Raw genomic sequence first — 23249 nt, 5'->3', positions numbered from 1 at the left:
ACGGCGCCGGTGATCATGTGGTTGTCGAGACCCATGAGAACCGAGCGAGACCGTGCCTGCCCCCGCATCATCTCCCATGCCCTGCGTGCTGGACCAACTGACCCGCACCGAAGCCGCCGCGCCCGTCGCCGATGCCGTGCGACTGCACCACTACCTGGCCCTCGTACCCGACCCGAGGGGTCGCCGGGGCCGCTTGTACCCGCTGGTCCCGCTGCTGTCGGCCGCCGCGGCGAGCGTCCTGGCCGGTGCACGGTCGCTGACCGCGATCGGTGAATGGCTCGCCGACGCTCCGCGCTGGGCGTTGCGAGCCCTGGGCTTCGCGCCCGACCCGCTGACCGGCCGGATCCCGGTGCCGCACCCGGGCACCGTGCGCCGGCTGCTGGCCCGTCTGGACGGTGATGCGCTGGACGCCGCGATCGGCTCCTTCCTCACTGCCCGGAATACCCCCACCGCCGCGGGCGGGCTGCGGCCGATCGCCGTGGACGGCAAGACCGTACGCGGCTCGCGCACCGCCACCTCCCCGGCCATCGCCCTGCTGGCCGCCATGACCCACACCGGAGACGTCCTCGCCCAGCGCCAGGTCGCCGACAAGAGCAACGAGATCCCCGCCTTCGCCCCGCTGTTGGACACCCTCGACCTGACCCACACGGTGATCACCGCCGACGCCCTGGACACCCAGCACGCCCACGGCACCTACCTGCGCGAGCGCGGCGCCCACTACATCGCCCACGTCAAGGCCAACCACCCCGGCCTCTTCGACCGCGTCCGCCGTCTGCCCTGGCGCGAGATCACCCTCGACCACTACGAGCGCACCCGCGCCCACCACCGCCAGGAGATCCGCAGGCTCAAGACGGCCGCCTTCGACCACATCGACTACCCCGACGCGAAGCAGGCCCTCCAAGTCGTCCGCTGGAGACGGGACTTCACCAGCGGCAAACTCACCATCGAACGCGTCTACCTGATCACCAGCCTGCCGCCCGGCGCAGCCACCGGCGCCCAACTCGCTGCCTGGATCCGCGGCCACCGGACGATCGAGAACCTGCTGCACCACGTCCGCGACCGCACCTTTCGCGAGGACGACTCCAAAATCCGCACCGCCGCCCTGCCCCGCACCATGGCCAGCCTGCGCAACCTCGCCATCAGCGTCCACCGCCAGGACGGCCACACCAACATCGCCGCAGCCCTCCGCCAGAGCGCCCGCGAACGCCTCCGACCCCTGACCGCCCTCGGCATCACCGGATGAACCCGGACAAGATCACTTCACGCAAAGACCCTGCGGTCAAACAGTCTCGGTAGCTGCCTCAGAATCCAGCGGCGGTAGTGAGCGTTGTGGCCCCAGGGATAGGCGGCATTGAACCGTTCAAGAGCCCGAAGGACACGAGGCGACAAGACCTTCATCCACCCAGTTCATCAAGTCCCGGCAGCATGCACACCCCCTTCCGGAACAAAGATCAACAACGCCGGAAGGAAGAAAAACACCTACTGAGGTTCGCGACGAACTCCTCCTCGAGATGCGAAGCCACGTCCACTGCCGACACCTCGGGGCCGGCCACGACCCTCTCCCACAACTGCGCACCCTTCGTGAGCGCCGCTGTGACCTCAGCAGGTGTGAGCTGTCGCCACGAAAGCCCGCGGCGTCGCAGTACGACACCAACCGCCTCCGCCCAGTCTTCGGGGTTCACCCCCGGCCCGGCCTCATGATGGGCAAGGTCGTGCACCGGAACAGGCGGTAGTCCGCGGCTTCGAATGCGCTCCATGCCGAGTCCGGCCGCGAGCGCTGCCGCGGTCTTCGCGGTGTCACGCTCCAGACTTCCGGGCCGGCTATGGGTCCATTCCGGGTCCAAGTCGATGAGCAGGCCTGGGGCCGGCTCGGGGAGGTACAGGTCGAAGCGATCTTCCCTGCGCCCGGGCAGGCGGAGGCGGTGGTCCAGTCTTACGCTGAGCCCGGACGCAGCCTCGACGAGCATGGCGACCTTGCATTCGAACGGCGAGCGGCGCGTGCCCGGTGCAGTCCGGGCATCCGCGTCCATTGGTACGGTTGGCGAGCGTCGCCGGCCAGAAATGCCCTTGAGCGCACTCCCACTCGCACAGATCGTGAGACTGCGGGCGCAGGGTGTCCGGACTACGGTCGGGTCGGCTGAGGTTTCGGCGGAACTGCCGTGCCAGCGCAGGATTCAGATCGGCCAGCGATTCCCCCGGGCCGGGGGCCCGGTTGCGGCGCTTCCAGCACTCAGGGCACCCCGGGGGGGTGTTCCGTCCCCACGCGTGGGGGTCTGTCCGGTAGCGCCCTCCCGTCTGCTTGTACCGGCACGTTCCGTCCCCACGCGTGGGGGTTCGTCCATGGCTGCCAGATTCTCCTGCGCGGCTCGCACGTCCGGCTCCCACGCAAGGGTTCCTTCCTCATCGAAACCAGCAGGTCATCGACGGTTTCCTTATCGGAACTCTCGCCAAACCGTCTTGTGATTTCGTGCCTAAGTGTCCAGCCTCATAGACGACATCCCCCCACATCACCGCAGGTCACGCCAGCTTTTCGCCTGGACATTTTCACGCGAGCTGCTTGAGACACTTTCACGCGAGTTACCACCAGGCGCAGGTTCAGGCGAGAGACGACGATCCCATGCACCGACGCACTGTCCTCGGTGGCGCGGTCGCCGCGATGGCAGCCCCCATCCTGGCCGCCGTGCCGGACACGCACGACAGGGCCGGCGGACAGGCCGCCGCCCTGCGGCTGACCACGAGCGCCTACCGCAGACTCGACGGCACCACCCCCTCCCGGGACCTCGCCGACGCGGTGGACGGCCATATCCGGCTCATCCAGACCATCACCCGCAGCGCAGCCAGCGACGCAGACCGGGCGCGGCTGGCCGCCGTGGGCAGCGAGGCCGCCTCCTTCGCAGGCTGGCTCGCGTGGGACAAGGGCGACCACGGGTCGGCCCGCTCCTGGTACGGCGGAGCCGTCAAAGCCGCACGAACGTCCGGAAACTCGCTCCTGACCGCCTACCAGACCGGCACGCTCGCCCAGTTCGAGGCACACGCCGGCAACGGCGTTCAGGCCCTGAACCTCGCCCGCCGTGCCCGCCGCGTGCTCGGCGAACAGCGCCCGGCCGTCGCCGACGCCTGGCTGTCCTGTGTCGAGGCCCTCGGGCACGCGGCAGCCGGGGACCAGCGCAGGGCTGACCAGACCCTGACCGCACCCCGCGCTGCGGCGGAGGCGCTGACGGCCGACCAGGATCCGCCACCGTGGCCGTGGGTGTTCTCCTTCACTCCGGACAACGTGGCCGCTTGCCGCGTCACCTGCGGTGCACGCCTCGGGCTGCCGGGATGGTGCTTGATCAGGACGTGGAGGCCCTGACCACCGGCCATGCGAAACAACGCGCACTGCTGGTGCTCGACATCGCCGCCGGGCACCTCGCCGGCGGGCGGGTGGAGGCCGCGTTCGCCCTCGCCTCCAGCGCGCTCGACACCGGCCTTCAGTACCGGTCCGGGCGGATCGTGGAACGCGCCCGTGCCGTGCGCCGTAGCCTCACCACCAGCTCACCGCCCAAAGTGGTGCGGGACTTCGACGAACGCCTCCACGGCGTCTACCTGTAGGGAGGATGACCACGGCATGAGAGTGGGAATCACCGGACACCGCGGGCTGAGCACGCAGGTCGAGGGACAGGTACGGGCTCTCCTGGCCGACCAGGTCAAGGAGTACGCCCAGGCCGAACTCGTGGGCGTCTCGTGCATCGCCGACGGCCCCGACGCCTGGTTCGCCGAAACCGTCCTGCAGCACGAAGGCCGACTTGAGGTCGTCATCCCTGCCACCGAATACCGCCAAAGCCTGCCCGACTGGCACCACCCCGTCTACGACCGTCTCCTCTCCCGCGCCGCCGACGTCCACCACACCGGCATCACCGAGTCGACCTCCGAAGCCCATCAGGCCGGATCCGAAATCCTCGTCGGCCTGGTGGACGAGCTGATCGCCGTGTGGGACGGGAAACCGGCGCGGGGATACGGGGGGACTGCGGACGTGGTGGCATACGCCGAACGGACCGGCGTCCCAGTGCGGGTGCTGTGGCCCCAGGGCGCCAGCCGATGACAGCAGCATGCTCGCGCCCTCCGCCACCGTGGCACGCGAGTGGGTCGACCGATGCCGATCCGAATGGAGCCCCGCGTGACCACGGCGCCCGCCATCGACCTGCGCCGCTACGGACACACCGACGCCATCCAGGAGCTGCCAGGCGGGCGGCCACATCCTGCTGACCAGCCGTGGTCGGGGGTCATGGTCGGGGTTGACGGCAGCGTGGTCGGCGCCGTGGTCGGTCTGGCCATCGGTGGGGGCCGTCGTTCAAGGTGGGGCGATGAGCGAGCTCTGACCCGGTGACATTACTGACGAGATGCGCCAAGCCGTGGACACGGCCCGGCGGCAGGGACTGCAGAAGGACCTGCGCACCCTCGCGGCCAACATCCGCGCCGACGCCGAAGGCCGGTACGCCGGCGCGGAGCCCGGCTGGCAGGCCGGAGTCGAGTGGACGCTGCTGTGGATCGAGAGCACCGCCAGTCAGCTGACCGAGGGCAGGCCGTAGCAGGCCAGCGGTCTCCTCCACCTGCTTGTCGAACCTCGTCTGTGCCATCGGCCGTGCCCTTTCGGTGTGCGTCCAGGCGCCTCACACCCGGAAGCAGACACCCCCTTCCTATCCGGCCATGGCATGGGCGAAGGGGGCCGCAATGGGGATCGGTGACGCCTGTCCTGCCACAACTGGGTACGAGTGCTGAGCCGAGGAGTCCTTGCCCACGGGATCTTTCAGACCCGTCCGGGTGGGCGCAACGATGAGCTCCGCTCCGCGGGCCTTCGCGCTGACGGGAATGCCCGCCGCCCGCCGTGCCCTGCGGTACGTCAGTGCCCACCCCATGTCGCGGCGGATTTTCCCGTCTGGGTCGAGTTCCGTACGCCACCACAGCCAGCCGAACATCATTTCGCGGCCATCGGCGCCAGGGGCTGCGAAGGCGAACGTCGCGGTGCGGCCCACCTTTGTCAGTGCTTCGGCTGTCTGCTGAGCCTTGCCGAGTGCGATCAGGTCGCGGCGGATGTCCTTCCGGGCAAGCTGGCGGATGCCACGGACGAACATGAGGAGGAAGATGGCGACGCCCAGCGCGATGACGGTGCCGACAAACGCCCAAGTCGTGCTCATCGTGCGGCCACCCGCCGAGGCAGCTCGCCGGTGCTCCCTGTCACGGCTTCATCCGGGGGTTGAGGGCGACCAGCCGGTCCCGGAAGCTGGTGTCGGGAGTGTTGTCGTACGTCCGGCCGGTTTCGGGGTCGAGGTAGCCCCAGGCGCCTTGTCGGCCTGCGCCGCAGAGCATCAGCGTCAGGGTCCTGCCGGGCTCCGAGATCGCCGTGACTTCGTGGTACACGTCCAGGGGCAGGTGGTTGGAGCCGCCGGCGGTGTGCGTGTGGGTCTCGGTTGCGACCTTGCCGTCGACGAGGGTGTACCGCTGCTCGGTGTAGGCGCCAGACAGGACGTGCGAGGTGAACTCCCACGGGTGGTTGTGCGGCTTCGGGCTCTGGCCATCGCGGAGGTCGGGCGCGAACCACAGGTTGATTTTCCTGGTGTGGGAATCCTCCCGCCGCAGGACCAGCTCGCCCTTGTAGCCCTGCTCGTCCGGGTCCGGCACGAGGGTCCAGCTCTCGGGGCTGGTGAACGTCTCCCAGGCGAGGGTCTCCTCCGGGGCGTGCTCCTTCAGGCCGTTCACGGCAGCCTCGTACAGGTCCAGGTCGACGGCGAGACCGGGAACGACCTCAACGCGGTCCACGCTTCCTCCTTGATCAGGGGATGGGGTATTTACGGCAGTTCGAACGCGTTCCACAGGACGTGGCGGGCGAAGTGCAGTTGTGAGGGGTGCAGCTGCAGGCCATCGGTCCGGATGATGACCTCACTGGGCGCGGAGAACGGCGCCGACAAGATGGCCTGCACCGTTCGGCAGTCATCGCACCCCTCCCGCGGCCGGAGAACGTCGGCCCTGTGGTCGTCCTGCAGGTGGGCACCGGCCGCGAGAGCGATCCTCTCCTCGTCGACTGCCCCCTGGGCCGGGTCTTTCATGCACTGCCACCAACTGTCTGCGAACTCACGGCAGATCGCGCAGTCAGCGACTTCCTCAACCGACGTCATGCCTCAGTCCCCGAAAGCGCCGCCGCAGTGCGCGCGGCGCGGGTCAGCCTCATCATCGGCGCACCCTTGGCTGTCAGCGGTACGCCCACGGGCGGTCGGTGTCGATTGCGTCGGTGTCGAGCTGGAAGGCCAGGCCGTCGTGGTCGCTGGCGCCGGCGGGCTGATCGAGTCGCCGGTAGCCGGAGACGGCGGGAGCCAGCGGGCCGGACACCCACACCTGGTCGATGCGGTCGTCGGTGGCGGTCGGCTCGAGCAGCGCCTGGTCCTTGGTCTGCTCGAACAGGTGCCAGGCGACGTCGACGTAGCCGTTGTGTGCGAGCTTGCCGGTTACGCGCCGGTCCGGCTCCAGGTCCAGGGGCGCGATCATGTCCCCGCGTGGCAGCAGCGTGCGTGAGCCGACGTTGTACGGGCGCATCTCGGCATAGTCGGGCAGCGGGTGGCTTGAGGCGGCCGGCGGGTAATTGACGTCACCAGCCAGCACGGCGTAGGGCCCGTAGCGGTAGCCGCGGGTGGCGGCGTAGTTCGCCTCGATCAGGGCCTGTTCGGCGGAGAACGGGGTGAAGTGGAGCGGGAGGAAACTCAGCGGCGCCGGCAGGCCGGGGATGTCGAAGCTGGTCACCGCGAGCCCGTGCAGGGCCTCGGTGCCGAAGTCCGGGTTGTGTCGGCGCCAGCGGCCCAGGACTTCCCGGCGGTAGAGCAGCGCGGTGCCGTAGCCGCTGCGCGACGGGGCGAGCGGAGCCGCGTCCAGGTCCAGGTCCTCCAAGGCGCGGGCGAGCTGCTTGTGTCCGTAGAGGTGCCAGTCGACGACCTCGCACAGCATGACGACGTCGACCCGGTCGGCGGCACTGTTGATCCGCTCAGACAGTTGCGGCCAGCGGTCCTCGGGGTTGCCGTCCCCGTCCTTGAGGCCTCCGTGCCCCAGGTTCTGTACGACGATGGTCAGCTGCACCGGTCATCCCCTCGTTGTGGTGTCATCGGCCGGTTCCGTCAAAGGGACGTCGGCCAGGTGCTCCCAGACGATGTGACGGCCGTCGTGCCACTGCGAGACCAGTGCCAGGGTGGGGAAGGTGAGCGTCGCCTCGCTGCCGTCGATGTCGCTGAGCGACTGCTTCAGCTCGCCGCGGTCGGCGAGATGTGCGTCGCGTCCGGCGTACGAGATCGATGTGTGCGGGTAGTAGGTCGCCGGGATGAGCGGCCAGCGTTCGCCGACGACCTCGCGCGTCGCCGTCCAGGTCGCCTCCCACAGGCGGCGGGCCGCGCCGCCCGGCCGGGCGGCGCACTCGATGGCCACGTTCCCGATCGCCGGGCGGGCAAAGGTCAGCTCCACCGCGCCGGTCCCGGCCACGGCCTTGCGGACCCGGGAGGTGATCTCCTTCACCTCCTGGTCGCTGGCCTCCTGCTCGGGCCCGGAGTGCAGCACGGTCACGTGCAGCCACTTCGCGGGTACCGCCTCCAGGCCCGGGCGGTGGGTCAGCTCCCGGTACCGTTCCACCAGCTCGCGCGCCGCCGCCGGTTGGGGCAGCAGGTGCCAGTGAAGGTCTCGGCGTCCGGCCGGCCACGCGTTGGTACGGCTCTCCACACGCTCGAAGAAGTTCTGCAACGCCCCTCCCCGTTCGTCGATGTGGTGGTGACGGTACCCGCGCCGATGGTGGGTCAGCGCTTCTTCTTGGGCTTCTTTCGCGTGGGCTGGGCACGCTGCCCCGTTCGCGGCCCGCGGGGCGGAGGTCCGGACGGCTTCAGTGGCGTGGCGGCCGCCGCCTGCAGGATGGTGAGCAGCTTCGACTTGAGCATCTGCGCCTGCTCCGGCGTGGTCGCGGCCGCGGGCGTCCCCAGCAGGTGCGCCTTGAGGACGGCGAGAATGTCCCACTCCCACGGCCCGCGCTGGGACGGCTGGCGGGGGATGAGCCGGGCGTAGGAGTCGTCGTACAGCTGCGCGAGGAACTGAAGCGCATCGGCGTCGGAGACGTCGATGACACGCTCGCGGGCCGGGGCGCCGATGGCACGTCCTTCCACCTCGCGCAGGTGGCGTACGAGCGTCAGCCGCAGGGCTTGCGGGGCGGGCACGTAGCGCGGGTGGGTGTTCATCGCGGCGGCCACCGCAGCAGCCACGCAAAGGTCCACCGGACCAGGCGAGTTGAGAGTCATCGGGCCGGTGCCGGCAGGAATCTCACGCAAGACAGCGAGGGCGGCCTCACGATGGGCAGCGGGCCCGTGCTGTTCGATCAGCCCGATGGCTGCTTCGGCCATCACTTCGTTGGGGACGGTGACGTGGAGGACCTCCTGGATCGCCCGGAGCGCGTGGTCCAGGAGCCGCAGGGCCTCCTTGGTGGCGAACTCGTACCGCTCTGTAGGTCCGCAAATGGAATGTCCCGTTCCGCTGTGGCAGGCTGGTCTTCCCTGTCTGTCTCACTTCGGGGACACGGCACTTCTGTCTCGCGATCTTGTCCCTGCGCCCGCGGCGGGCCGACCACTTGGCCACCAGATTGGATGTCGAGGGAGCGTAAGACGGCAGCGCCCCGTGCAACACGGTTGTGCAGCTGCGCGTACGTGTGGGTTCTGGCGCCGTCGGCCGTGGCGATCTGAACGGGGACCTGCTGGAGACAACGGTGCAACATCTGCGTGATGCCCAACAGTTTGCTCCTGATGTCGGGGGTGTCAGCCGATCTCTTGTCTCGCGGCTCGGCCGGGCAAGTCAATGGCGCACCCAGCGGTCCCGCGGCAGCGGTCCTCCGCCACCCCGCAGCCTGGCGTGTCTGAGAAGCGGCTGCCGTTCTCGGACATGTTCATGACGCCTCTCGTGGCGTTGCAGACGGTGGAGGATTTCCAGCGGCGCAGGTGAGTGCCCTGGCGGCCGTACTGGGGCGCTGTCTGATACCGGGCGTGGTGATGCCGCGGGAGTGGCCAGAGGCGCAGGGCTGTCTTGTGGGAGTAGATCGACTCGGTTGTACTCGGGGCGACGTAATCGGGCCTGTCCGGGGGCGCGTTCTGCTCCGGGGATCGGGGTGGTCAATGGTTCCGTTCGGATTGCACTTGATCGCGGTCCAGGGCAGGTCTAAGGGCGCCGCTCACTCTATGTTGAGGATGACAGCCCATGCTGCGTAGCACCTTCGCCAAGCGCGCTCCCAGTTCGCCGACGCCATCCCCGGACCTCGCCGCTGCCTTTCCGTGCCCCGAGGGCTGGTACTGCCTCGCGGCCTCCAACGAGGTGGCCTCGAGCAGGCTCATCACCCGGCGGTTGGCCGGCGAAGACGCAGTGATCTATCGGCTTCGCGACGGCAGCCCCAAGGCGATCCGCCCCTACTGCCCGCACCTCGGGGCTCATCTCGGAGTGGGTGGCAGGGTAGAGGGTGACCATCTCGTCTGCCCTTTCCACCACTTCGCCTTCGCCCCTGACGGCGACTGCGTTCGGACCGGCTATGGAGCTTCTGTCCCCAGGGCCCGGCTGACTGTGCTGCCTGCCCGCGAGCAGAACGGCTTGCTCTGGGTGTGGTACAGCCACCAAGACTCGCCTCCCGCCTGGGAGCCTTTGGACATCCCCACCCCCGAGGGAGTCGCCAGCGCCCCGCGGTGGGTCAGCGCCGACTTCAACAGCCATGCCCAGATGGTGATCGAGAACTTCATCGACCTGGGGCACTTGGGCGCGCTCCACCAGGCGGCCTGCACCGTCATCACCTCACCTGCCTTCGACGGAGTGGACTTCACCGCCCGATATCAGCTCGCTCGCCGGTGGGTCGGGGGCCGCACGCTTACCTCAGAGACATCGGTATACGGCAGAGCCCTGGGCGCTGGGGTCGTCATCGCCCGGCTGGGAAATTCCGTCCAGGTCCTCGCTGCTCTCCTACCCGTCCCTACGGATCCCGGCAGGGTCCGGCTTCGCCTCCTCACGATGGTCTCGATCTGCGCGCCCCTGTTTCCCGGCGGCCGGGCGACCCGCATACCGCTCAAGATCCTCGCGAACGCACTGAACCAAGGCGCCTTGTGGAGCACCGCCAAGGACGTCGCAAAAGACATCCCCGTGTGGCATTACAGCCGGTACGAGCCACGCCCCCGGCTGGCTAAGGGGGATGGTCCCATCGGCCCCTTGCGTCGCTGGGCCAGCCAGTTCTACCCGGCCCCTGAAGGCGGGGCAGACGGCGCGGTGTTGGACCCGGGCACCGGGCAACGGGGTGGAAGCAGTGGGGATGGCAGCTGAGGTGGCGGCGGGTTCGGGGGCTGGTGGTGCTGCACGGTGGCCCGACAGATTTTCCACGTCTCTACCAGCTGCAGGGGCGCCCGCTGACGCGTCGCGGCTGGCGGCGGCCTATTACGGGCGCCACGAGCGTTTCGAGCCCATCGGTGCCACGGAGTTGGTGGCGGGGTGGCGAGTGCTGGTCTTCCGGTTTGCCTACAGCACAGCGGTCGCGGATTAGGAGTGTGTGATGCCGGGTTGCGCGAGTGGTTCGGTGGCGGTCATCGGTATGGGGTGTCGGTTCCCCGGCGGGGTCAGTTCCCCGGCAGGGCTGTGGAATCTGCTGGTGGATGTGCGGGATACGGTGGGCCCGGTGCCCGCCGACCGATGGAACGCGCGGCGGCTGAAGGCTTTTCAGCACCCGGATGACGCAGAGCGTTACGACCGGGGCTGCTTCATCGACGGGGACATCTGGGCCTGGGAGCCCGAGGCACTGTCGGTGGCGATGCTGGAGGCTGCGACGGTCGATCCGCAGCACCGGTTGTTGCTCGAAGTGGCCTGGGAGGCGGTGGAGCACGCTGGGGTGCCCGTCGACCGGCTGCGTGGCAGCCGCACCGGCGTGTACCTGGGCATGTACGCGGCGGACAATCTGCTGCGCGACGCCCGGCCGGTGGAGGACTACCCCGATGTGGTCTATGCGTTCGGGAATTTCCCGGCCAACGCTGCCGGGCGAGTGGCGTTCGCGATGGACCTGCGCGGCCCGGTCATGGTGGTGGAGACGATGTGCTCCTCCGGTCTGGTCTCGGTGCATGTGGCCTGCACCGCGCTGGCCGCTGGGGACTGCGACGCGGCGCTGGCCGGCGCCGCGCTGCTGATGCCGTCGCCGGAATGGCTGCACTATGAGGCCGAGTGGCTGCTGTCCCGCAAGGGGCAGTGCTTCGCCTTCGACGGGCGGGCCGATGGCTATGTACGCGGCGAGGGCGCGGGGGTGGTGCTGCTCAAGCGCCTGGAGGACGCGGTGCGCGACGGGGACCGGGTGCTGGCGGTGATCCGCGGCTCTGCGGTCAACGCGGACGGGCAGTCGGAACGGATGACGGCTCCGTCCACCCTGGTGCAGCAGGACGTCTTCCGGGCAGCAGTGGCCCGCTCAGGTGTCGATCCGGCCGGGGTGGGCCTGGTGGAAGCGCACGGCCCGGGCACGTACGTCGGCGATCCCATCGAGTACACCTCGATCAACGCGGTCTACGGCAACGGCAGGGGCCGGTGTGCTCTGGGGTCGGTCAAGACACACATCGGGCACTGCGAGCCCGCCTCGGGGCTGGCCGGACTGATCAAGGCGGTGGAGTGCCTGCAGCACGGCCTGATCCCGCCCAACCGCAACTTCCGAACGTGGCATCCCTCCATCCCGCTCGATAACGGATCCCGGCTGTTCGTGCCGGTCAATGCAGTCCAGGAGTGGCCCGTACCAGGAGAGCGGCGCACCGCGGCGGTCTGCTCGTACGGGATCTCCGGGACCAACGCGCACATGGTCCTGGAGCAGGCGCCGCCCACGCGGCCCGCACGGCGCACGGCGCATGCACGGACGCCGGCCGAGGCGGCGGTGGACCATGACGGCACGGCGCGGGTGTTCTTGTTGTCCACGAACTCGGCGCAGGCTCTGCCTGTTGCAGCAGGACGGCTCGCCGACTGGCTGACTGGTGACGGCGCCGCAGCCACACTGCCCGATCTGGCGCACACCCTCGCCCTGCGGCGGACTCCGGCGGGCGAACGCGTCGGTGTCGTGGCGAGCTCGCGGCCCGCGCTCCTTGAGCGGCTGCGGCTGCTCGCAGCGGAGGAGGAGACCGAGGCGGTTGCTTCCGGGCACGTGGTGCTGGCGCAGAGCCCCGGTCCGGTGCTGGTCTTCACCGGTCAGGGCTCGCAGTGGGAGGGCATGGGGCGCAGTCTGCTGGAGACGGAGCCGGTGTTCGCCCAGTGCGTCGCGCGGATCGAGCCGCTCATGTTGCGCGAGGGCGGGTTCAGCGTCACCGAGTTGTTGCGGGGGACCGTGCCGCTGACCGGCGTCGACCGCATCCAGCCCGCCCTGTTCGCGCTCCAGGTGGCGCTGGCACAGCTGTGGAGGTCCTGGGGCATCGAGCCCGCCGCGGTGATCGGTCAGTCCCTGGGCGAAGTGGCCGCCGCCGTGGTCGCCGGGGCGCTGACCCTTCAGGACGGCGTAGCGGTGATCACCCGCCGGGCGGGGCTGCTTGCCGAGACGGCGGGCGGTGCGATGGCCTCCGTGCTTCTGGGGGCGGACGAGGTGGCCCGCGACCTGGCGGCCGCCTCGGCCACCGAAGTGTCGATCGCCGTGCTCACCTCTCCGGAAGCAACCGTGGTCTCCGGCGACGCCGCCCAGGTCGCAGCTCTCGTCGCCGACTGGCAGGAACGGGGCGCGGTGGCCCGCATGGTCGACGTCGACGTGGCCTCGCACTCGGCCCAGATGGATCCCATCCTGGATCGGCTGCACGCCGCGCTCGACGGCATCTCCCCGAGCACCCCCCGGATCCGCTACTACTCCACGGTCACCGATGACCCACGCGACCAGGGGCCGCTGGACGCCCGCTACTGGGTGGACAACCAGCGCGGGACCGTCCGCTTCTCCGCCGCCTGTTCCGCCGCGCTTGCCGACGGGCACCGCCTGTTCGTCGAGTGCTCCCCCCACCCGGTCGCGGTACGGGCGATCGGCGCCGTCGCCGCAAGCGCCTCGATACGCGACGTCTGCGCAGTCGGCAGCCTGCGCCGCGATGCCCCGGGCCAGGAGTCCTTCCTCACCCACCTCGCATCAGTTCACTGCGCCGGATGGCCGGTGGACTGGGCAAGCCGGTACGGCGCGGGTGAACTCGTCGACGCGCCGACCGCGTCCTGGCATCGGGCCCACTACCGCAAGGACCCGCCGTACCGGCTGGTCGCTCCCGGTCTGGTAGGGGCTGATCAGCACAGTCTGCTCGGCGCCCATGTCCACGACCCGGATCAGCCCGGCCGCCATCTGTGGCAGACGCCGATCGGCACCGGCCGTGTGCCCTGGCTCGCAGACCACCGCGTGGCGGGAGTCCCGGTGATGGCAGGTGCCGGCGTGTGCGAGATGGCCCTCGCCGCAGCGGCCGCCGCCTTCGGCACGGACACCGTGGCGGTCGAGGACCTCGTGCTGGAGGCGCCATTGGTGCTGGAGCCCGAGCCGATGGTCAGCGTGCGGCTAGAGCGCGATGGCGACGGGGGCCGGGTGGTGGTTCTCTCGCGCACCCCGGACGACCCGCCGGAAGCCTTGGTCGTCCATGCCCGGGCCACCGTCCTGCCGTTGACCGCCGCCCCTGCCCGGCGCCCGGAAACCGTCTGCGAGGCAGGCAGCGAGTGGACCGATGTCGCCCCCGCCGACCTGTACGCCCGGTTCCGGGAGCGCCATGACGTCACTCACGGCCCCGCCTTCGCCGGACTGGAGCGCATCCAGCTGCCGCCCAAGAGGGATGAGGCACTGGTGAGGCTGCGCATCCCCAACGAGGGCCGGGTCTCCTCGTGGATGATGCGGCTGCACCCTGCCCTCCTCGACGAGGTCGTGCAGAGCGCCGTCGCCATCTGGGTCAACCGGTATCCCACCGCGCCCGGGCCCGTCGTGGTCGCCGGGTTCGACGCGGTACGCGTGTACGGGCCGACCGGCCATGCGCGCCGCGCGGCCGTCCGGCTCCTGGAGGCCGACGCGTGGAGCGCACGGGCCAGCGCGGTGCTCATGCTGGCGGACGGTGAGGTGGTGGCCGAGATGGAGGACCTGCGCCTGGTCAACATCACGCCCCCCGAGCAGCGGTACACCTCACGCCTGTCCCATCTCGCCTGGACTCCCTCCGCGCCGCTGTGCCCCACCGCGCCGGCCGGCCGCTGGCTTGCCGTCACCGAGGACGACGGACCGGCCGCCCGAAAGGTCCGCGCTGCACTGGCGGACGCCACGGCTGAGTGCCGGAACCTGACCGTCCCGCTTGGCGAGGACCTCGCCCCGGTGCTGGCTGAGCTCGCCACGGCCGCCTGGGACGGCGTGGTCCTGGTCGTCGGCGCCGACGCGTCCTCCCCGGCGCTCTCCGGCGGGCAGCATGCGGGCTCCGTTGCAGATCCCGTCGGCGCCGACAGGGAGCAGGGGGGACCCGAACCGGACACGGCAGCTGCCGGTACGGAGGAGGAACGGGTGGCACGAACGATCGCTGCCATCCAAACCCTGGCCGGACTGCCTCGGCCTCCCAAACTCCGGATAGCCGCTGCTGGTGGGGATGCGGAACTCTCCGTAGCGGCGGTCCGCGGAGTCGTGCGAACCGCCGCGTACGAAGTCCCCGAACTAGCGGTCAGCCTCACCGAGTTCGACGAGGACGCCGATCCCGCCGCACTGGCGGTGACACTCCTGGCCGGCGGCCCGCCCGGCGAGTACGCCTGCCGCGGAAAGGACCTGTTCACCCTCCGCCTGCGCACCGGCGCCCCGCAGGAGCCCGGGGAGCAGCGGACCACCCTGACCCCGGTCCGGTCCGGCGGCGCATACCTCATCAGCGGTGGCCTGGGCGGCCTCGGTCTGCTCACCGCCGAATGGCTCGCCGCCCGCGGCGCGGGCCACCTGGTCCTCGTCACACGCTCGGCTCCTTCCCCGCAGGCCCGGGCGGTCCTGTCCCGCCTGCGCGCGGGGGGAACGTCCGTCGCCGTGGTCCAGGGGGACATCGCGGCCCTCGGCATCGCCGACCGCGCCGTGGCCCAGGCCACTGGCACCGGCGCGGCGCTGCGCGGGGTGTTCCACTGCGCCGGGGTCCTCTCCGACGCCACCCTCGTCACCGTCGACCGGGCCAGGCTCCGGCGTACCTGGCGCGGCAAAGTCGACGGGGCCCGGGCCCTGCACGCGGCGACGCTGGGGCACGAGCTGGACCACTGGGTCATGTACTCCTCGGTCGCCTCGCTGCTCGGCTCCCCTGGCCAGTGCGCCCACGCCGCAGCCAACGCCTGGCTGGACGGCCTCGCTGCCTGGCGCCTCGCGCGCGGACTGCCCGCCACATCCATCCAGTGGGGCGCCTGGAGCGAGGTGGGCAGCGGGCAGCACATGGCGGACCGCGGCGTCATGATGATCTCTCCTCAGGAGGGCATCGACGCCCTGGAACGCATCCTGACCGCCGGGCACGGCGTCATCGCCTACTCTCCGATCGACCTGCCCCAGTGGCTGGCCTCCTACCCCGGCGCAGCCGCCTCCGCGCTCTTCGCCGAACAGCTCGGCGACCGCACCCCTGGGCCGGACGAGTCAGCCGTACTGAGGGAACTTCGGGAGGCCGAGCACGACGCACAGCGGCAGCTGATCCTGGAGGACCACATCATCGGCCACGTACGGGAGATCCTCGGCGGCACCAGCACACGCATCACCGCTCGCACCTCCCTGGTGGCACTCGGCGTGGATTCCCTGAGTGCGGTACGGCTCAAGCAGCAGCTCCAGAACACACTCCGGATCGGCATCGACGGCGGCATCCTCTGGCTCAAGCCCACCGCCGCCGGCCTCGCCGAATGGATCATGCACCGTATGGGGTACCGGTCCGGGGCCGCACCCGACGGTGAACCCGACGCAGCCCTCCCCACGCCATAACCACGGGCACGGAGCCCAGCCGGCACCGTCGATGCTGCTCCGGGGACCGACACCGCCGACGCGTGCCGAACCCTCCACCGGCCACCCCGCCCCACCCCTCAGCCCCGAACTGCCAGAGCAGTCACCGAAGTCGACAATAGGCGGGCACGATGAGCAACACAGTGAGCAGCCACCTCGCGCTGCAGTACGGAAATGACGTGTTCCTTCCGGCGGGCATCGCCTTGACGACGCCGCTGGTGCTCCTCGCGATCCGGGAGTACCGGCGGGAAAAGCCCGCGCTCGCACTGCTCATTCCCATCGCCCTGATGTCCGTCTTCGCGGACTCCGGCGCCCGTTTCCTCACCGGCCTGCGGATGGTGCCCGCCGAGGAACATCCGGTGCTGTACCAAGCGTTCGGGTATCCCACGCCGGCCTGGACGCTGGCGCTCTACACCTCGTACTTCGCCTACCTCGCCTACCTGGGCCACCAATCGATATCCGAGCGGTGGCCCAGGAAGAAGTTCTGGCTGGTCATGGCATTCCTTTTGACCTTCGAGATCGCCTTCGAGTACGTCCTGATCCATGCGATGGAGCTTTGCTCGTACGTGGGGGAGAACCAGCCGCTGCGCATGTTCCGACTGCCTCTGTTCTGGCCGGTCGTCTGGATCGCGTGCCCCGTCCTGGCGGGCATGCTCTTGTGCGTCTTGGGCGAGCATCTGAAGAGCGTGCACAGGCTCCTGCTTCTTCCGATCATCGCGAGCGGCAACATGGGTTTCGCGGTCGTACTGGCCTGGCCTACCGTCCAGGCTGTGCACTCTCCCCTGGGGTCGGCGGGTGTGTCGGCGATCGCCGTGGCCAACGTCGTCGCCATCGTCCTCACCCTGCACGCGGTCGGCCGGTTCTCCGCGAGCCCGTCGGGCGCGCCCGCGCCGGAGCAGGCCGCCGTGTCCCATGGTGCCCGGCGATGAAGGCGAGGAGGAGCACAGCCCCCGCTCCATCCGGGCATGCGGTTGTCATCGGCGGCGGAATCTCTGGACTGCTGACGGCGCGGGTCCTGACGGACTTCTTCACCCGGGTCACCATCGTCGAACGCGACCCGGAGGCCGGCTCCCGGACGTATCGCAGTGGGGTGCCGCAGGCACGTCATCCCCATGTGCTGCTGGCCCGCAGCCAGCGGATCGTCAGCGAGCTGTTCCCTGGAATCGAGTCGGACTTCGACGGACTCGACGTACCCGTCTTCGACTTCGGTCTGCGCTCCAGGATGCTCTTCGCCTCCGGGTTCTCACCGCCGGTCAGAACAGGGGTCATCTGCCGCTCGATCAGTCGGCCCCGTCTCGAAGCCGCCCTGCGTGACCGAGTGCGACGCCTGCCCGCCGTCCATTACCGGGCGGGATGCCGAGTCACTGGACTGGAGTTCGATCGTGCCACATACACGGTGACCGGGGTTTCGGTCGTGCCGCGCGAGCGCCCCAAGGACGCCTCAGCCCCCGAAACCCTGCACGCCGATCTGGTCGTGGACGCCAGTGGCCGCACCTCGCATCTGGCGGACTGGCTCGCGTTGCACGGCATACCGCGGCCGCCCGTCTCCACGGTGGATCCCCGCCTCGGGTACGCCACCCGTCTCTATGCCATCCCCAAAGGCGTCTCGTTCGACTGGAACATCCTGGTTGAATTCACCCGATTTCCCGCCGTGACACGCGGCTGCGTCGGCCTGCAGATCGAGGGTCGGCAGCTCCTGTTCACCCTGCAAGGGGTCGGCGGCGACTATCCGCCCGGAAACGAGAAGGAGTTCCTGGCGTTCGCGGACTCGCTGCGCATCGGATTCGCCGAGGTGCTCAGGACGCTCCCACCCCTCTCACCGATCCACTGCTACCGCGCCACCACCAACCGGTGGTACGCGTATCACCGGATACGGCGATGGCCCCACGGCCTGATCGTCGTCGGCGACGCCAACTGCGTCTTCAACCCCATCTACGGGCAGGGCATCACCGTCGCCGGCCAGGAAGCCTTGCTGCTGCGCGACATGCTCGCCCAGCGTGGCCACCGCGATATCACCGCGGCTTTACGTGATCACCGCACACGTCAGGCGCGCCTCCTGCGCTGGCCCTGGCTGCTGTCCACGGCCGTGGACCGAGGATGGCAGGAGGGGCCAGCCACGCTCTTCACCAGGGTCGCTAACCGCCTGATGGACGCCTGGCAGCAGTCCATCCCCGGCGACAGCGACATGTTCCACCGCTTCATCAAGGTCACCCACATGCTGGCTCCGGTCAGCCCGCTGCTTGCACCCCGGGCGACGGTCCGCATCGCGCGCACCCTGCTGCGGGGCGACCGGACCATTCCCCATCCGGCACCGACCACGCCCAGCGTGGAGGCAACGCGATGAATCCGCACCGCACGGACCAGATCGACGCCCCGGCCTCCCGCACACGCCCACGTCGGGGCACCCGCCTCTCACCCGCCGCGGCCTGGGCGACCACGGGCACGGCATTCCTGGCCGTCCAGACATGGGTGATCGTCCGATGGCTCGCCGACGGTGATGTCTCCCCCACCCGTCCACCGGAGTACGGGCTCTCCCCGGCGCGGCAGGCCGTTTTCACCACCGGCGAAGTAGCGGTGGTACTGGCCGTGATCGTGTGCGCCTGGTGGATCATCCGCGACCTGCGCAGAAAGGGCCAGGTCACCATCCACGCCGCCTTGTTCATCGGATACGGCTCGGCCCACTGGATGGACCCCGTGATGAACTACAGGCATTGGGGATTCGCCAACACCAACGCCACCCTGCACGTCACCAGCTGGGCTCCCTACCTGCCCGGTTGGAGCGGCCCGGAACGGCTGCCCCAGCCCCTGATCTTCGCGACTGGGCTGTTCTTTCCTCTGCTGATCCTGTGGATTTGGCTCGCCCTTGGCCTCGCCCACAAACTGGCCGCTCTCCGCCCGCACTGGGGCCGGCTCCGGCTCGCGGCGGCGCTGCTGCCTCCCGTTATGGCCCTCGACGCCATCGCGGAATCCCTGCTGATCCATGTCGGAGCCTTTGCCTATGTCGGAGCCTCACCGCGCTACTCATTGTTCGGCGGGCACTGGTACCAACTGCCGCTGGCCGAACCCCTCCTCTGCTCCGTACTCTTCGTCCTGCCCACCGCCCTGCTCATCGTGACCGCACAAACCCAGGGCCGCGAAGTCCCGTTGTTCTCCGGCACCCAGCACATGGCAGGAACCCGGCGAGTCTGGATGCGCCTGCTGAGCGGCATCGGATTCACCCACATGACCCTCCTCCTCTGGCTGGTCGCGATCAGCTTCTTCCTCCAGCACCCCACCATCCCCCAGGACACACCCCCCTTCCTACGCATGTAGCTGCCGAGCCATTCACGCCTGTCATCCCGTACACGGGGGCTGGCTGAAGGCGGCCGGGAGTTCTACTGACCGGCGCTGGCGCCGGTCCGGTGCGGGATCGAGCTGTCCGTACCGCGGTACACGCTCCAGCTGTGCCGGGACACCGCGATCGGCCCCTCCCATCACCACATCAAACATTCAGCCCAACGGGCCGACTACTTCTACGGCTGCGGGCCAGATCAGGGCCTGTGCCGTTGGATTTTCGGCGAGGCGGTAAGTAGAGCCCCCGGTCGCCAACAGCTGCAATGAGTCAACGATCACAGGGGGTGTCCTGTCGCAGTGCATCTGGCGAATGGGGGGCTACTGACCTGCTGGGCTGCCAGGTGATTTGAGAACGCCGGGGCTCGTAGTTCTCAAACGACCTGGCTTTTGCGGAAGCCCCGTTGACGATAGAGACGGAAGCGCCTCGACGCCGACCCAGTCTCGCCGGGTCCGGCCGCCGGAGGCGGCCTCGGTGGGCTGTCTTCCTATCGCAAGGTCTGCCGAGGGCGTCGCCACTCGGCACACGGTCGCGGCCCCCTTGCCTGTCAGCCGTTGGTGGCCTCGGATGGTTCTGGCACCGCCTTGCCCAGGGCGGCATGGAGGTTGCCAAGGGCGGCGAGTGTCTGCGAGATCTCCGCGTCCGACGCCTCCAGGAGCAGCTGGCGGAGGGTCGGTTCGGCGTCCCGGCTTCTGGCGTGGTGTGCCTGGGTGCGGGCGTGTTCGGCGATCTTGGCGATGGTTCGGCGCCGGTCGGCTGCGTCGGTGCTCAGTTCGACGAGTCCCCTCTCGCGTAGTGCCGCGATCACCGTGGAGACGCGGCTTTGGGCGAAGCCGGTGCGGTGGGCGATCGCGCCGACCGGTTGCGGGCCGGCGGTGTACAGGCATTCCAGCACCAGGAGCTCGGTGGGCCCCAGGTCGGAGGAGTCCTTCATGGCTGCGGTCGCGGCGGCGGTGAGCCGCCTGCCGAGCTGGTGCAGGTCGGCAAGGTTCAGGGAACTGGTCGGTACCACGTGCGAGCCCTCCTCTGGGAACACCCCGATAGTACATCTCTCAAGATGCATCATGATAGATGTATCTTCAGAGATGCGTATTGCGGCGTACTGGCCGCAGCCTCGCCAGCCCAGCCCTAGGAGGATCCGTGGCCCGAAAGATCATGCAGGCCCTGCTGTTCCCGTTCGCCCTGTCCGTGCTGCTGGTCGGCGTCTACACCGCCGCCATGCACGCACCGGCCCCGCACGAGATGAAAGTCGCGGTCGCCGGACCACCGGCCCAGACCGCCCCGCTCGCCGCCTCGCTGCAGAAGGCGGTGGGCCACGCCTACGACATCACCACTGTCACCACGAGTGAACGAGCTCGCCAGCTGGTCGAACACCGGACCGTGGCAGCCGCGTACGTCCCCGCGCCGTCCCCGGGCGACCGCACCGCCGGCACGGCCAGCACCTCCTTCGCCCAACCAGCGCAGCCCAACGGGCCCGTCCTCTACGTCGCCTCCGCCGCCGGAGCCGCCGGCGTGACCATGGCCGCCGCGCCCTTCGAGAACGCCGCCGTCCAGCAGCGCCAGTTCCTCCAGGTCCGCGACCTGGTCCCGCTCAGCCCCCACGACACCAGCGACACCACCACCATGTACGCCTCCATCGGCCTGACCCTCGCGGGCTACCTCCCCGTCGTCGTCCTCACGACCGCCTTCGGACCGGCCCTCAAACGACGCCGCGCCGTAGCCGCACTCGCCGCCTTCGGCGCCGTCACCACCATCACCATCTGGGCCGTCGCCGGACCGGTCCTGGGTGCCCTGCACGGATCCGCCCCCGCCATCTGGGTCACCGGCTGGCTCACCGTCATGGCCGTCGGCATGGGTACCTTGCTGCTCTCCCGCTTCTGCGGACGGCTGACCGCCCTGCCCGCCGCCGCGATTTTCATGTTCCTCGGCATGCCCGCCTCCGGCGCGGCCCTGCCCATCGACACCATGCCCGCGCTCGTCCGCGCCTTCCACGACGTCCTGCCGCTGACCTCAACCTCCGGCAGCCTGCGCCAGATCATGTACTTCGACGGCAACGGCATCGCCGACTACTGGCTCACCTTGGCCCTATGGGCCATCGCCGGCCTCGCGCTGACCGCCGCTTACGACACCCTCAAGGCCCGCCGCTCCACCGGCCGCAAGGAAACCTCCGACGACAGGGCCCCTCTGCCTCTCCAGGCCGTGCCATCTACCAGCCGCTAACAACAACCCACCGCGCCCTGCCGCACACGAGAGGGAAACCGTGACCGACACACCACCGCCGTCCAACGGCCACAACGCCACCCACACGCCCAGCGGCGCCGCCCCCGCCGCGGATCCCTTGACGCTACTCGCCACCAGCACTGACCTCGAAGACGTCGACTTCACCGGCCTGGACCTGCGCGCAGCCCTCAAGAATCCCGCCGCCGCGCCCCGGACATTCACCCGCTGCACCTTCACCCAGGCCACGCTGCGCGGCGCCCACCTCGCCGAGGCCGTCTTCACCGACTGCACCGCCCACACAGCCGACTTCACCGGCGCGCTGCTCGACCAGGCTCGCATCGACCGCGGCAGCGCGGCGGGCGCGAACTTCACCGACGCCGACTGCGGCGACCTGCTCTGCGACGGCGCCGACCTCGCCAACACCAAATGGAGCGGTGCCATGCTCGGCGGCGCCACCTTCACCGGCTGCCGCATGATCGGAGCCCGCCTCACCAGGCATCGCGGACTGGGCATCACCTTCACCCGCTGCAACCTGGCCGTGGCCAACCTCAACGGCCTCAGCCTGCGCGGCAACCACCTGACCGGCATCCGTTTCACCGAAGCCGACCTCGGCGGCGTCGACTTCCGCGACACCACCCTCGAAGACTGCCGACTCGCCGACGCCAACCTACGAGCCGCCGACTTCACCGGCGCCGACCTATGCGGCGCCGACCTCGGCGAACTAACCCTCGACCTGGCCACCCAACTCCGCGGCGCGGTCATCTCCCCCGACCAAGCCGCCCAGATCAGCGCCGCTCTCGGCCTGACCGTCCTCAACTGATACCCAGGAACGACACAGCCGGTCCGGGAGGGGCCGCGCCCCGCCCCCTTCGATCTCCTGTAGTGGGCCGCTGAATGCCCTGCACGTACGCCGGGTCAAACGGCGGTCCTGAAATTCCTGTTGTGGCGGGCCGGTTCCCCAAGCCGTGGCTGGAGCTGCCGCGAGACGCGGTCGAGCACGTCGCCCGCCAGGTTCAGGTGGCTGCCCGTGAGCTCGCGCAGTACGCCTTCACCTCCCGTACGACCAAGCGACACCGCACCGAGATCCGGGATCTGACCGGCTGGCACGAGTGCACCGGCACCGACCTGGTGAAGCTGACGTCGTGGCTGGCCGACGAGATCTGGCACAACGAGCGGCGCGCGGAAGCCGTCCGCGCCGAACCGCTCAGGCACCTGCGCGAGAAGCGGATCGAACCAACCACAGCCGACCAGATCAGCACGGTGGTCCGCCCCGCGCTGCACCAAGCCGAGGACCACGCCATCGGCGAAGTCGCCGACTGGCTGGCGCGGGCGCAGAGGTGTACGTGGCGGCTGGACACCCTCCACCATCCCCGTCAGCCCACTCGACCTCGACCAGATCCAGGTCCATCGCCACCACCAGCACTCACGTACATGCCGACAGCGCCCCTGACAGGTGCACTGAGAACGAGACCAGCGAAGTGAGATCAAACCCCACGAACGAAGCAAACGCCGCCACTCAGAGCACACCGCCACGAGAATCTGCCACCACGGACGAGAACGAGTGAGAATCCGACAGCTTCAATGCGACAGGACAGGGGGGCGTCTCATGACGCTGTCCCTTGGGCCGGACAAAGGCCACGGTCAACGAGAAAGGGACACCAGAAATGCGAACCTACACCGGGTGTAGGCCCTCAATTGGAATGTCCCGTTCCGTTGCGGCGACCTGCGTGTCTT

General features: G+C 69.5%; 22 protein-coding genes and 2 pseudogenes. 14 read left to right on the top strand and 10 right to left on the bottom strand.

Annotated features, from left to right (window positions below):
* The first annotated feature begins 76 nt into the window (after nucleotides 1-76).
* The gene (locus IE277_RS42185) at nucleotides 77-1243 is read left to right on the top strand and encodes an ISAs1 family transposase (protein ID WP_189959005.1); all 1167 of its coding nucleotides are present in this window, start codon (nucleotides 77-79) and stop codon (nucleotides 1241-1243) included.
* 38 nt (nucleotides 1244-1281) lie between these two features.
* Here the strand turns inward: IE277_RS42185 and IE277_RS48350 are convergent.
* The 3 genes and pseudogenes from IE277_RS48350 to IE277_RS49930 all read right to left on the bottom strand — a co-directional run.
* A pseudogene (locus tag IE277_RS48350) lies at nucleotides 1282-1398 on the bottom strand (SAM-dependent methyltransferase); the annotation flags it as partial.
* Between the two features lie 53 nt (nucleotides 1399-1451).
* The gene (locus IE277_RS48345; protein WP_229882430.1) at nucleotides 1452-2030 is read right to left on the bottom strand and encodes a hypothetical protein; all 579 of its coding nucleotides are present in this window, start codon (nucleotides 2028-2030) and stop codon (nucleotides 1452-1454) included.
* Nucleotides 2031-2058: 28 nt separating this feature from the next.
* Nucleotides 2059-2385, bottom strand: a pseudogene (locus IE277_RS49930) (hypothetical protein); the annotation flags it as partial.
* Nucleotides 2386-2617: 232 nt separating this feature from the next.
* On the opposite strand from IE277_RS49930, the gene IE277_RS42175 reads away from it, so the two are divergent.
* The 4 genes from IE277_RS42175 (at nucleotide 2618) to IE277_RS42165 (ending at nucleotide 4568) form a co-directional block, all read left to right on the top strand.
* Nucleotides 2618-3352, top strand: coding sequence for an NsdA family TPR-like regulatory protein (locus IE277_RS42175; protein ID WP_229882429.1), 735 nt, complete (start codon nucleotides 2618-2620; stop codon nucleotides 3350-3352).
* Nucleotides 3322-3591, top strand: a complete 270-nt coding sequence (locus IE277_RS48340; RefSeq protein ID WP_229882428.1) for a hypothetical protein — start codon at nucleotides 3322-3324, stop codon at nucleotides 3589-3591. Before IE277_RS42175 ends, IE277_RS48340 begins: the two co-directional genes overlap by 31 nt.
* 16 nt (nucleotides 3592-3607) lie before the next feature.
* Nucleotides 3608-4081 (top strand): hypothetical protein, encoded by a 474-nt coding sequence (locus IE277_RS42170; RefSeq protein ID WP_189959003.1) that lies wholly within the window; start codon nucleotides 3608-3610, stop codon nucleotides 4079-4081.
* Between the two features lie 298 nt (nucleotides 4082-4379).
* Complete coding sequence (locus tag IE277_RS42165) at nucleotides 4380-4568, top strand: hypothetical protein (RefSeq protein ID WP_189959002.1); 189 nt, start codon at nucleotides 4380-4382, stop codon at nucleotides 4566-4568.
* Nucleotides 4569-4676: 108 nt separating this feature from the next.
* On the opposite strand, the gene IE277_RS42160 is transcribed toward IE277_RS42165, so the two are convergent.
* The 6 genes from IE277_RS42160 to IE277_RS42135 all read right to left on the bottom strand — a co-directional run bounded on the left by IE277_RS42160 (nucleotide 4677) and on the right by IE277_RS42135 (nucleotide 8261).
* Complete coding sequence (locus IE277_RS42160) at nucleotides 4677-5174, bottom strand: hypothetical protein (RefSeq protein ID WP_189959001.1); 498 nt, start codon at nucleotides 5172-5174, stop codon at nucleotides 4677-4679.
* A 40-nt stretch (nucleotides 5175-5214) separates the two neighbouring features.
* Nucleotides 5215-5796: a cupin domain-containing protein gene (locus IE277_RS42155; RefSeq protein ID WP_189959000.1), complete on the bottom strand. Its 582-nt coding sequence runs from the start codon at nucleotides 5794-5796 to the stop codon at nucleotides 5215-5217.
* Between the two features lie 29 nt (nucleotides 5797-5825).
* Nucleotides 5826-6152: a hypothetical protein gene (locus IE277_RS42150; protein ID WP_189958999.1), complete on the bottom strand. Its 327-nt coding sequence runs from the start codon at nucleotides 6150-6152 to the stop codon at nucleotides 5826-5828.
* A 73-nt stretch (nucleotides 6153-6225) separates the two neighbouring features.
* On the bottom strand, nucleotides 6226-7101 hold the full coding sequence (locus tag IE277_RS42145; protein WP_189958998.1) for an endonuclease/exonuclease/phosphatase family protein: 876 nt from the start codon (nucleotides 7099-7101) through the stop codon (nucleotides 6226-6228).
* A gap of 3 nt (nucleotides 7102-7104) precedes the next feature.
* A complete protein-coding gene (locus IE277_RS42140) occupies nucleotides 7105-7752 on the bottom strand; it encodes a 2'-5' RNA ligase family protein (RefSeq protein WP_229882427.1) in 648 nt (215 codons plus the stop codon).
* 53 nt (nucleotides 7753-7805) lie between these two features.
* Nucleotides 7806-8261, bottom strand: coding sequence for a hypothetical protein (locus tag IE277_RS42135; protein WP_189958997.1), 456 nt, complete (start codon nucleotides 8259-8261; stop codon nucleotides 7806-7808).
* Between the two features lie 982 nt (nucleotides 8262-9243).
* Here IE277_RS42135 and IE277_RS42130 point away from each other — a divergent pair.
* The 6 genes from IE277_RS42130 to IE277_RS42110 all read left to right on the top strand — a co-directional run bounded on the left by IE277_RS42130 (nucleotide 9244) and on the right by IE277_RS42110 (nucleotide 19276).
* Nucleotides 9244-10344, top strand: a complete 1101-nt coding sequence (locus IE277_RS42130; protein ID WP_189958996.1) for a Rieske 2Fe-2S domain-containing protein — start codon at nucleotides 9244-9246, stop codon at nucleotides 10342-10344.
* Nucleotides 10334-10561: a DUF5988 family protein gene (locus IE277_RS49925; protein ID WP_373310997.1), complete on the top strand. Its 228-nt coding sequence runs from the start codon at nucleotides 10334-10336 to the stop codon at nucleotides 10559-10561. Before IE277_RS42130 ends, IE277_RS49925 begins: the two co-directional genes overlap by 11 nt.
* A gap of 9 nt (nucleotides 10562-10570) precedes the next feature.
* Nucleotides 10571-15946 (top strand): type I polyketide synthase, encoded by a 5376-nt coding sequence (locus tag IE277_RS42125; RefSeq protein ID WP_268252728.1) that lies wholly within the window; start codon nucleotides 10571-10573, stop codon nucleotides 15944-15946.
* A 149-nt stretch (nucleotides 15947-16095) separates the two neighbouring features.
* Nucleotides 16096-16893, top strand: coding sequence for a hypothetical protein (locus tag IE277_RS42120; protein ID WP_189958994.1), 798 nt, complete (start codon nucleotides 16096-16098; stop codon nucleotides 16891-16893).
* Nucleotides 16890-18308, top strand: coding sequence for an NAD(P)/FAD-dependent oxidoreductase (locus tag IE277_RS42115; protein ID WP_189958993.1), 1419 nt, complete (start codon nucleotides 16890-16892; stop codon nucleotides 18306-18308). The genes IE277_RS42120 and IE277_RS42115 overlap by 4 nt, the downstream gene beginning before the upstream one ends.
* A complete protein-coding gene (locus tag IE277_RS42110) occupies nucleotides 18305-19276 on the top strand; it encodes a spirocyclase AveC family protein (RefSeq protein ID WP_189958992.1) in 972 nt (323 codons plus the stop codon). Before IE277_RS42115 ends, IE277_RS42110 begins: the two co-directional genes overlap by 4 nt.
* Nucleotides 19277-19842: 566 nt before the next feature.
* On the opposite strand, the gene IE277_RS42105 is transcribed toward IE277_RS42110, so the two are convergent.
* A complete protein-coding gene (locus IE277_RS42105; protein ID WP_229882425.1) occupies nucleotides 19843-20307 on the bottom strand; it encodes a MarR family winged helix-turn-helix transcriptional regulator in 465 nt (154 codons plus the stop codon).
* A 128-nt stretch (nucleotides 20308-20435) separates the two neighbouring features.
* Between IE277_RS42105 and IE277_RS42100 the strand changes: the two genes are divergently transcribed.
* From IE277_RS42100 to IE277_RS42090, 3 genes are all read left to right on the top strand, one after another.
* Nucleotides 20436-21515 carry a YhgE/Pip domain-containing protein gene (locus IE277_RS42100; RefSeq protein ID WP_189958991.1) on the top strand — a complete coding sequence of 360 codons (1080 nt, stop codon included), beginning with the start codon at nucleotides 20436-20438 and terminating at the stop codon, nucleotides 21513-21515.
* 40 nt (nucleotides 21516-21555) lie between these two features.
* Complete coding sequence (locus IE277_RS42095) at nucleotides 21556-22335, top strand: pentapeptide repeat-containing protein (RefSeq protein WP_229882424.1); 780 nt, start codon at nucleotides 21556-21558, stop codon at nucleotides 22333-22335.
* Nucleotides 22336-22457: 122 nt separating this feature from the next.
* Nucleotides 22458-22997 carry a DUF4158 domain-containing protein gene (locus IE277_RS42090; RefSeq protein WP_189958990.1) on the top strand — a complete coding sequence of 180 codons (540 nt, stop codon included), beginning with the start codon at nucleotides 22458-22460 and terminating at the stop codon, nucleotides 22995-22997.
* Nucleotides 22998-23249: the final 252 nt, after the last annotated feature.

This window comes from Streptomyces alanosinicus (genome assembly GCF_014650595.1).
GTDB lineage: Bacteria > Actinomycetota > Actinomycetes > Streptomycetales > Streptomycetaceae > Streptomyces > Streptomyces alanosinicus.
Note: the sequence above shows the minus strand (reverse complement) of the source record. Positions and strands in the feature narration are given on the sequence as shown.

Bases quoted from the DNA above. Each gene is read 5' to 3' on its own strand.
- IE277_RS42185 (WP_189959005.1), top strand. From the start codon at position 77: ATGCCCTGCGTGCTGGACCAACTGACCCGCACCGAAGCCGCCGCGCCC.
- IE277_RS48345 (WP_229882430.1), bottom strand. From the start codon at position 2,030: ATGGACGCGGATGCCCGGACTGCACCGGGCACGCGCCGCTCGCCGTTC.
- IE277_RS42175 (WP_229882429.1), top strand. From the start codon at position 2,618: ATGCACCGACGCACTGTCCTCGGTGGCGCGGTCGCCGCGATGGCAGCC.
- IE277_RS48340 (WP_229882428.1), top strand. From the start codon at position 3,322: ATGGTGCTTGATCAGGACGTGGAGGCCCTGACCACCGGCCATGCGAAA.
- IE277_RS42170 (WP_189959003.1), top strand. From the start codon at position 3,608: ATGAGAGTGGGAATCACCGGACACCGCGGGCTGAGCACGCAGGTCGAG.
- IE277_RS42165 (WP_189959002.1), top strand. From the start codon at position 4,380: ATGCGCCAAGCCGTGGACACGGCCCGGCGGCAGGGACTGCAGAAGGAC.
- IE277_RS42160 (WP_189959001.1), bottom strand. From the start codon at position 5,174: ATGAGCACGACTTGGGCGTTTGTCGGCACCGTCATCGCGCTGGGCGTC.
- IE277_RS42150 (WP_189958999.1), bottom strand. From the start codon at position 6,152: ATGACGTCGGTTGAGGAAGTCGCTGACTGCGCGATCTGCCGTGAGTTC.
- IE277_RS42130 (WP_189958996.1), top strand. From the start codon at position 9,244: ATGCTGCGTAGCACCTTCGCCAAGCGCGCTCCCAGTTCGCCGACGCCA.
- IE277_RS49925 (WP_373310997.1), top strand. From the start codon at position 10,334: ATGGCAGCTGAGGTGGCGGCGGGTTCGGGGGCTGGTGGTGCTGCACGG.
- IE277_RS42125 (WP_268252728.1), top strand. From the start codon at position 10,571: ATGCCGGGTTGCGCGAGTGGTTCGGTGGCGGTCATCGGTATGGGGTGT.
- IE277_RS42120 (WP_189958994.1), top strand. From the start codon at position 16,096: ATGAGCAACACAGTGAGCAGCCACCTCGCGCTGCAGTACGGAAATGAC.
- IE277_RS42115 (WP_189958993.1), top strand. From the start codon at position 16,890: ATGAAGGCGAGGAGGAGCACAGCCCCCGCTCCATCCGGGCATGCGGTT.
- IE277_RS42110 (WP_189958992.1), top strand. From the start codon at position 18,305: ATGAATCCGCACCGCACGGACCAGATCGACGCCCCGGCCTCCCGCACA.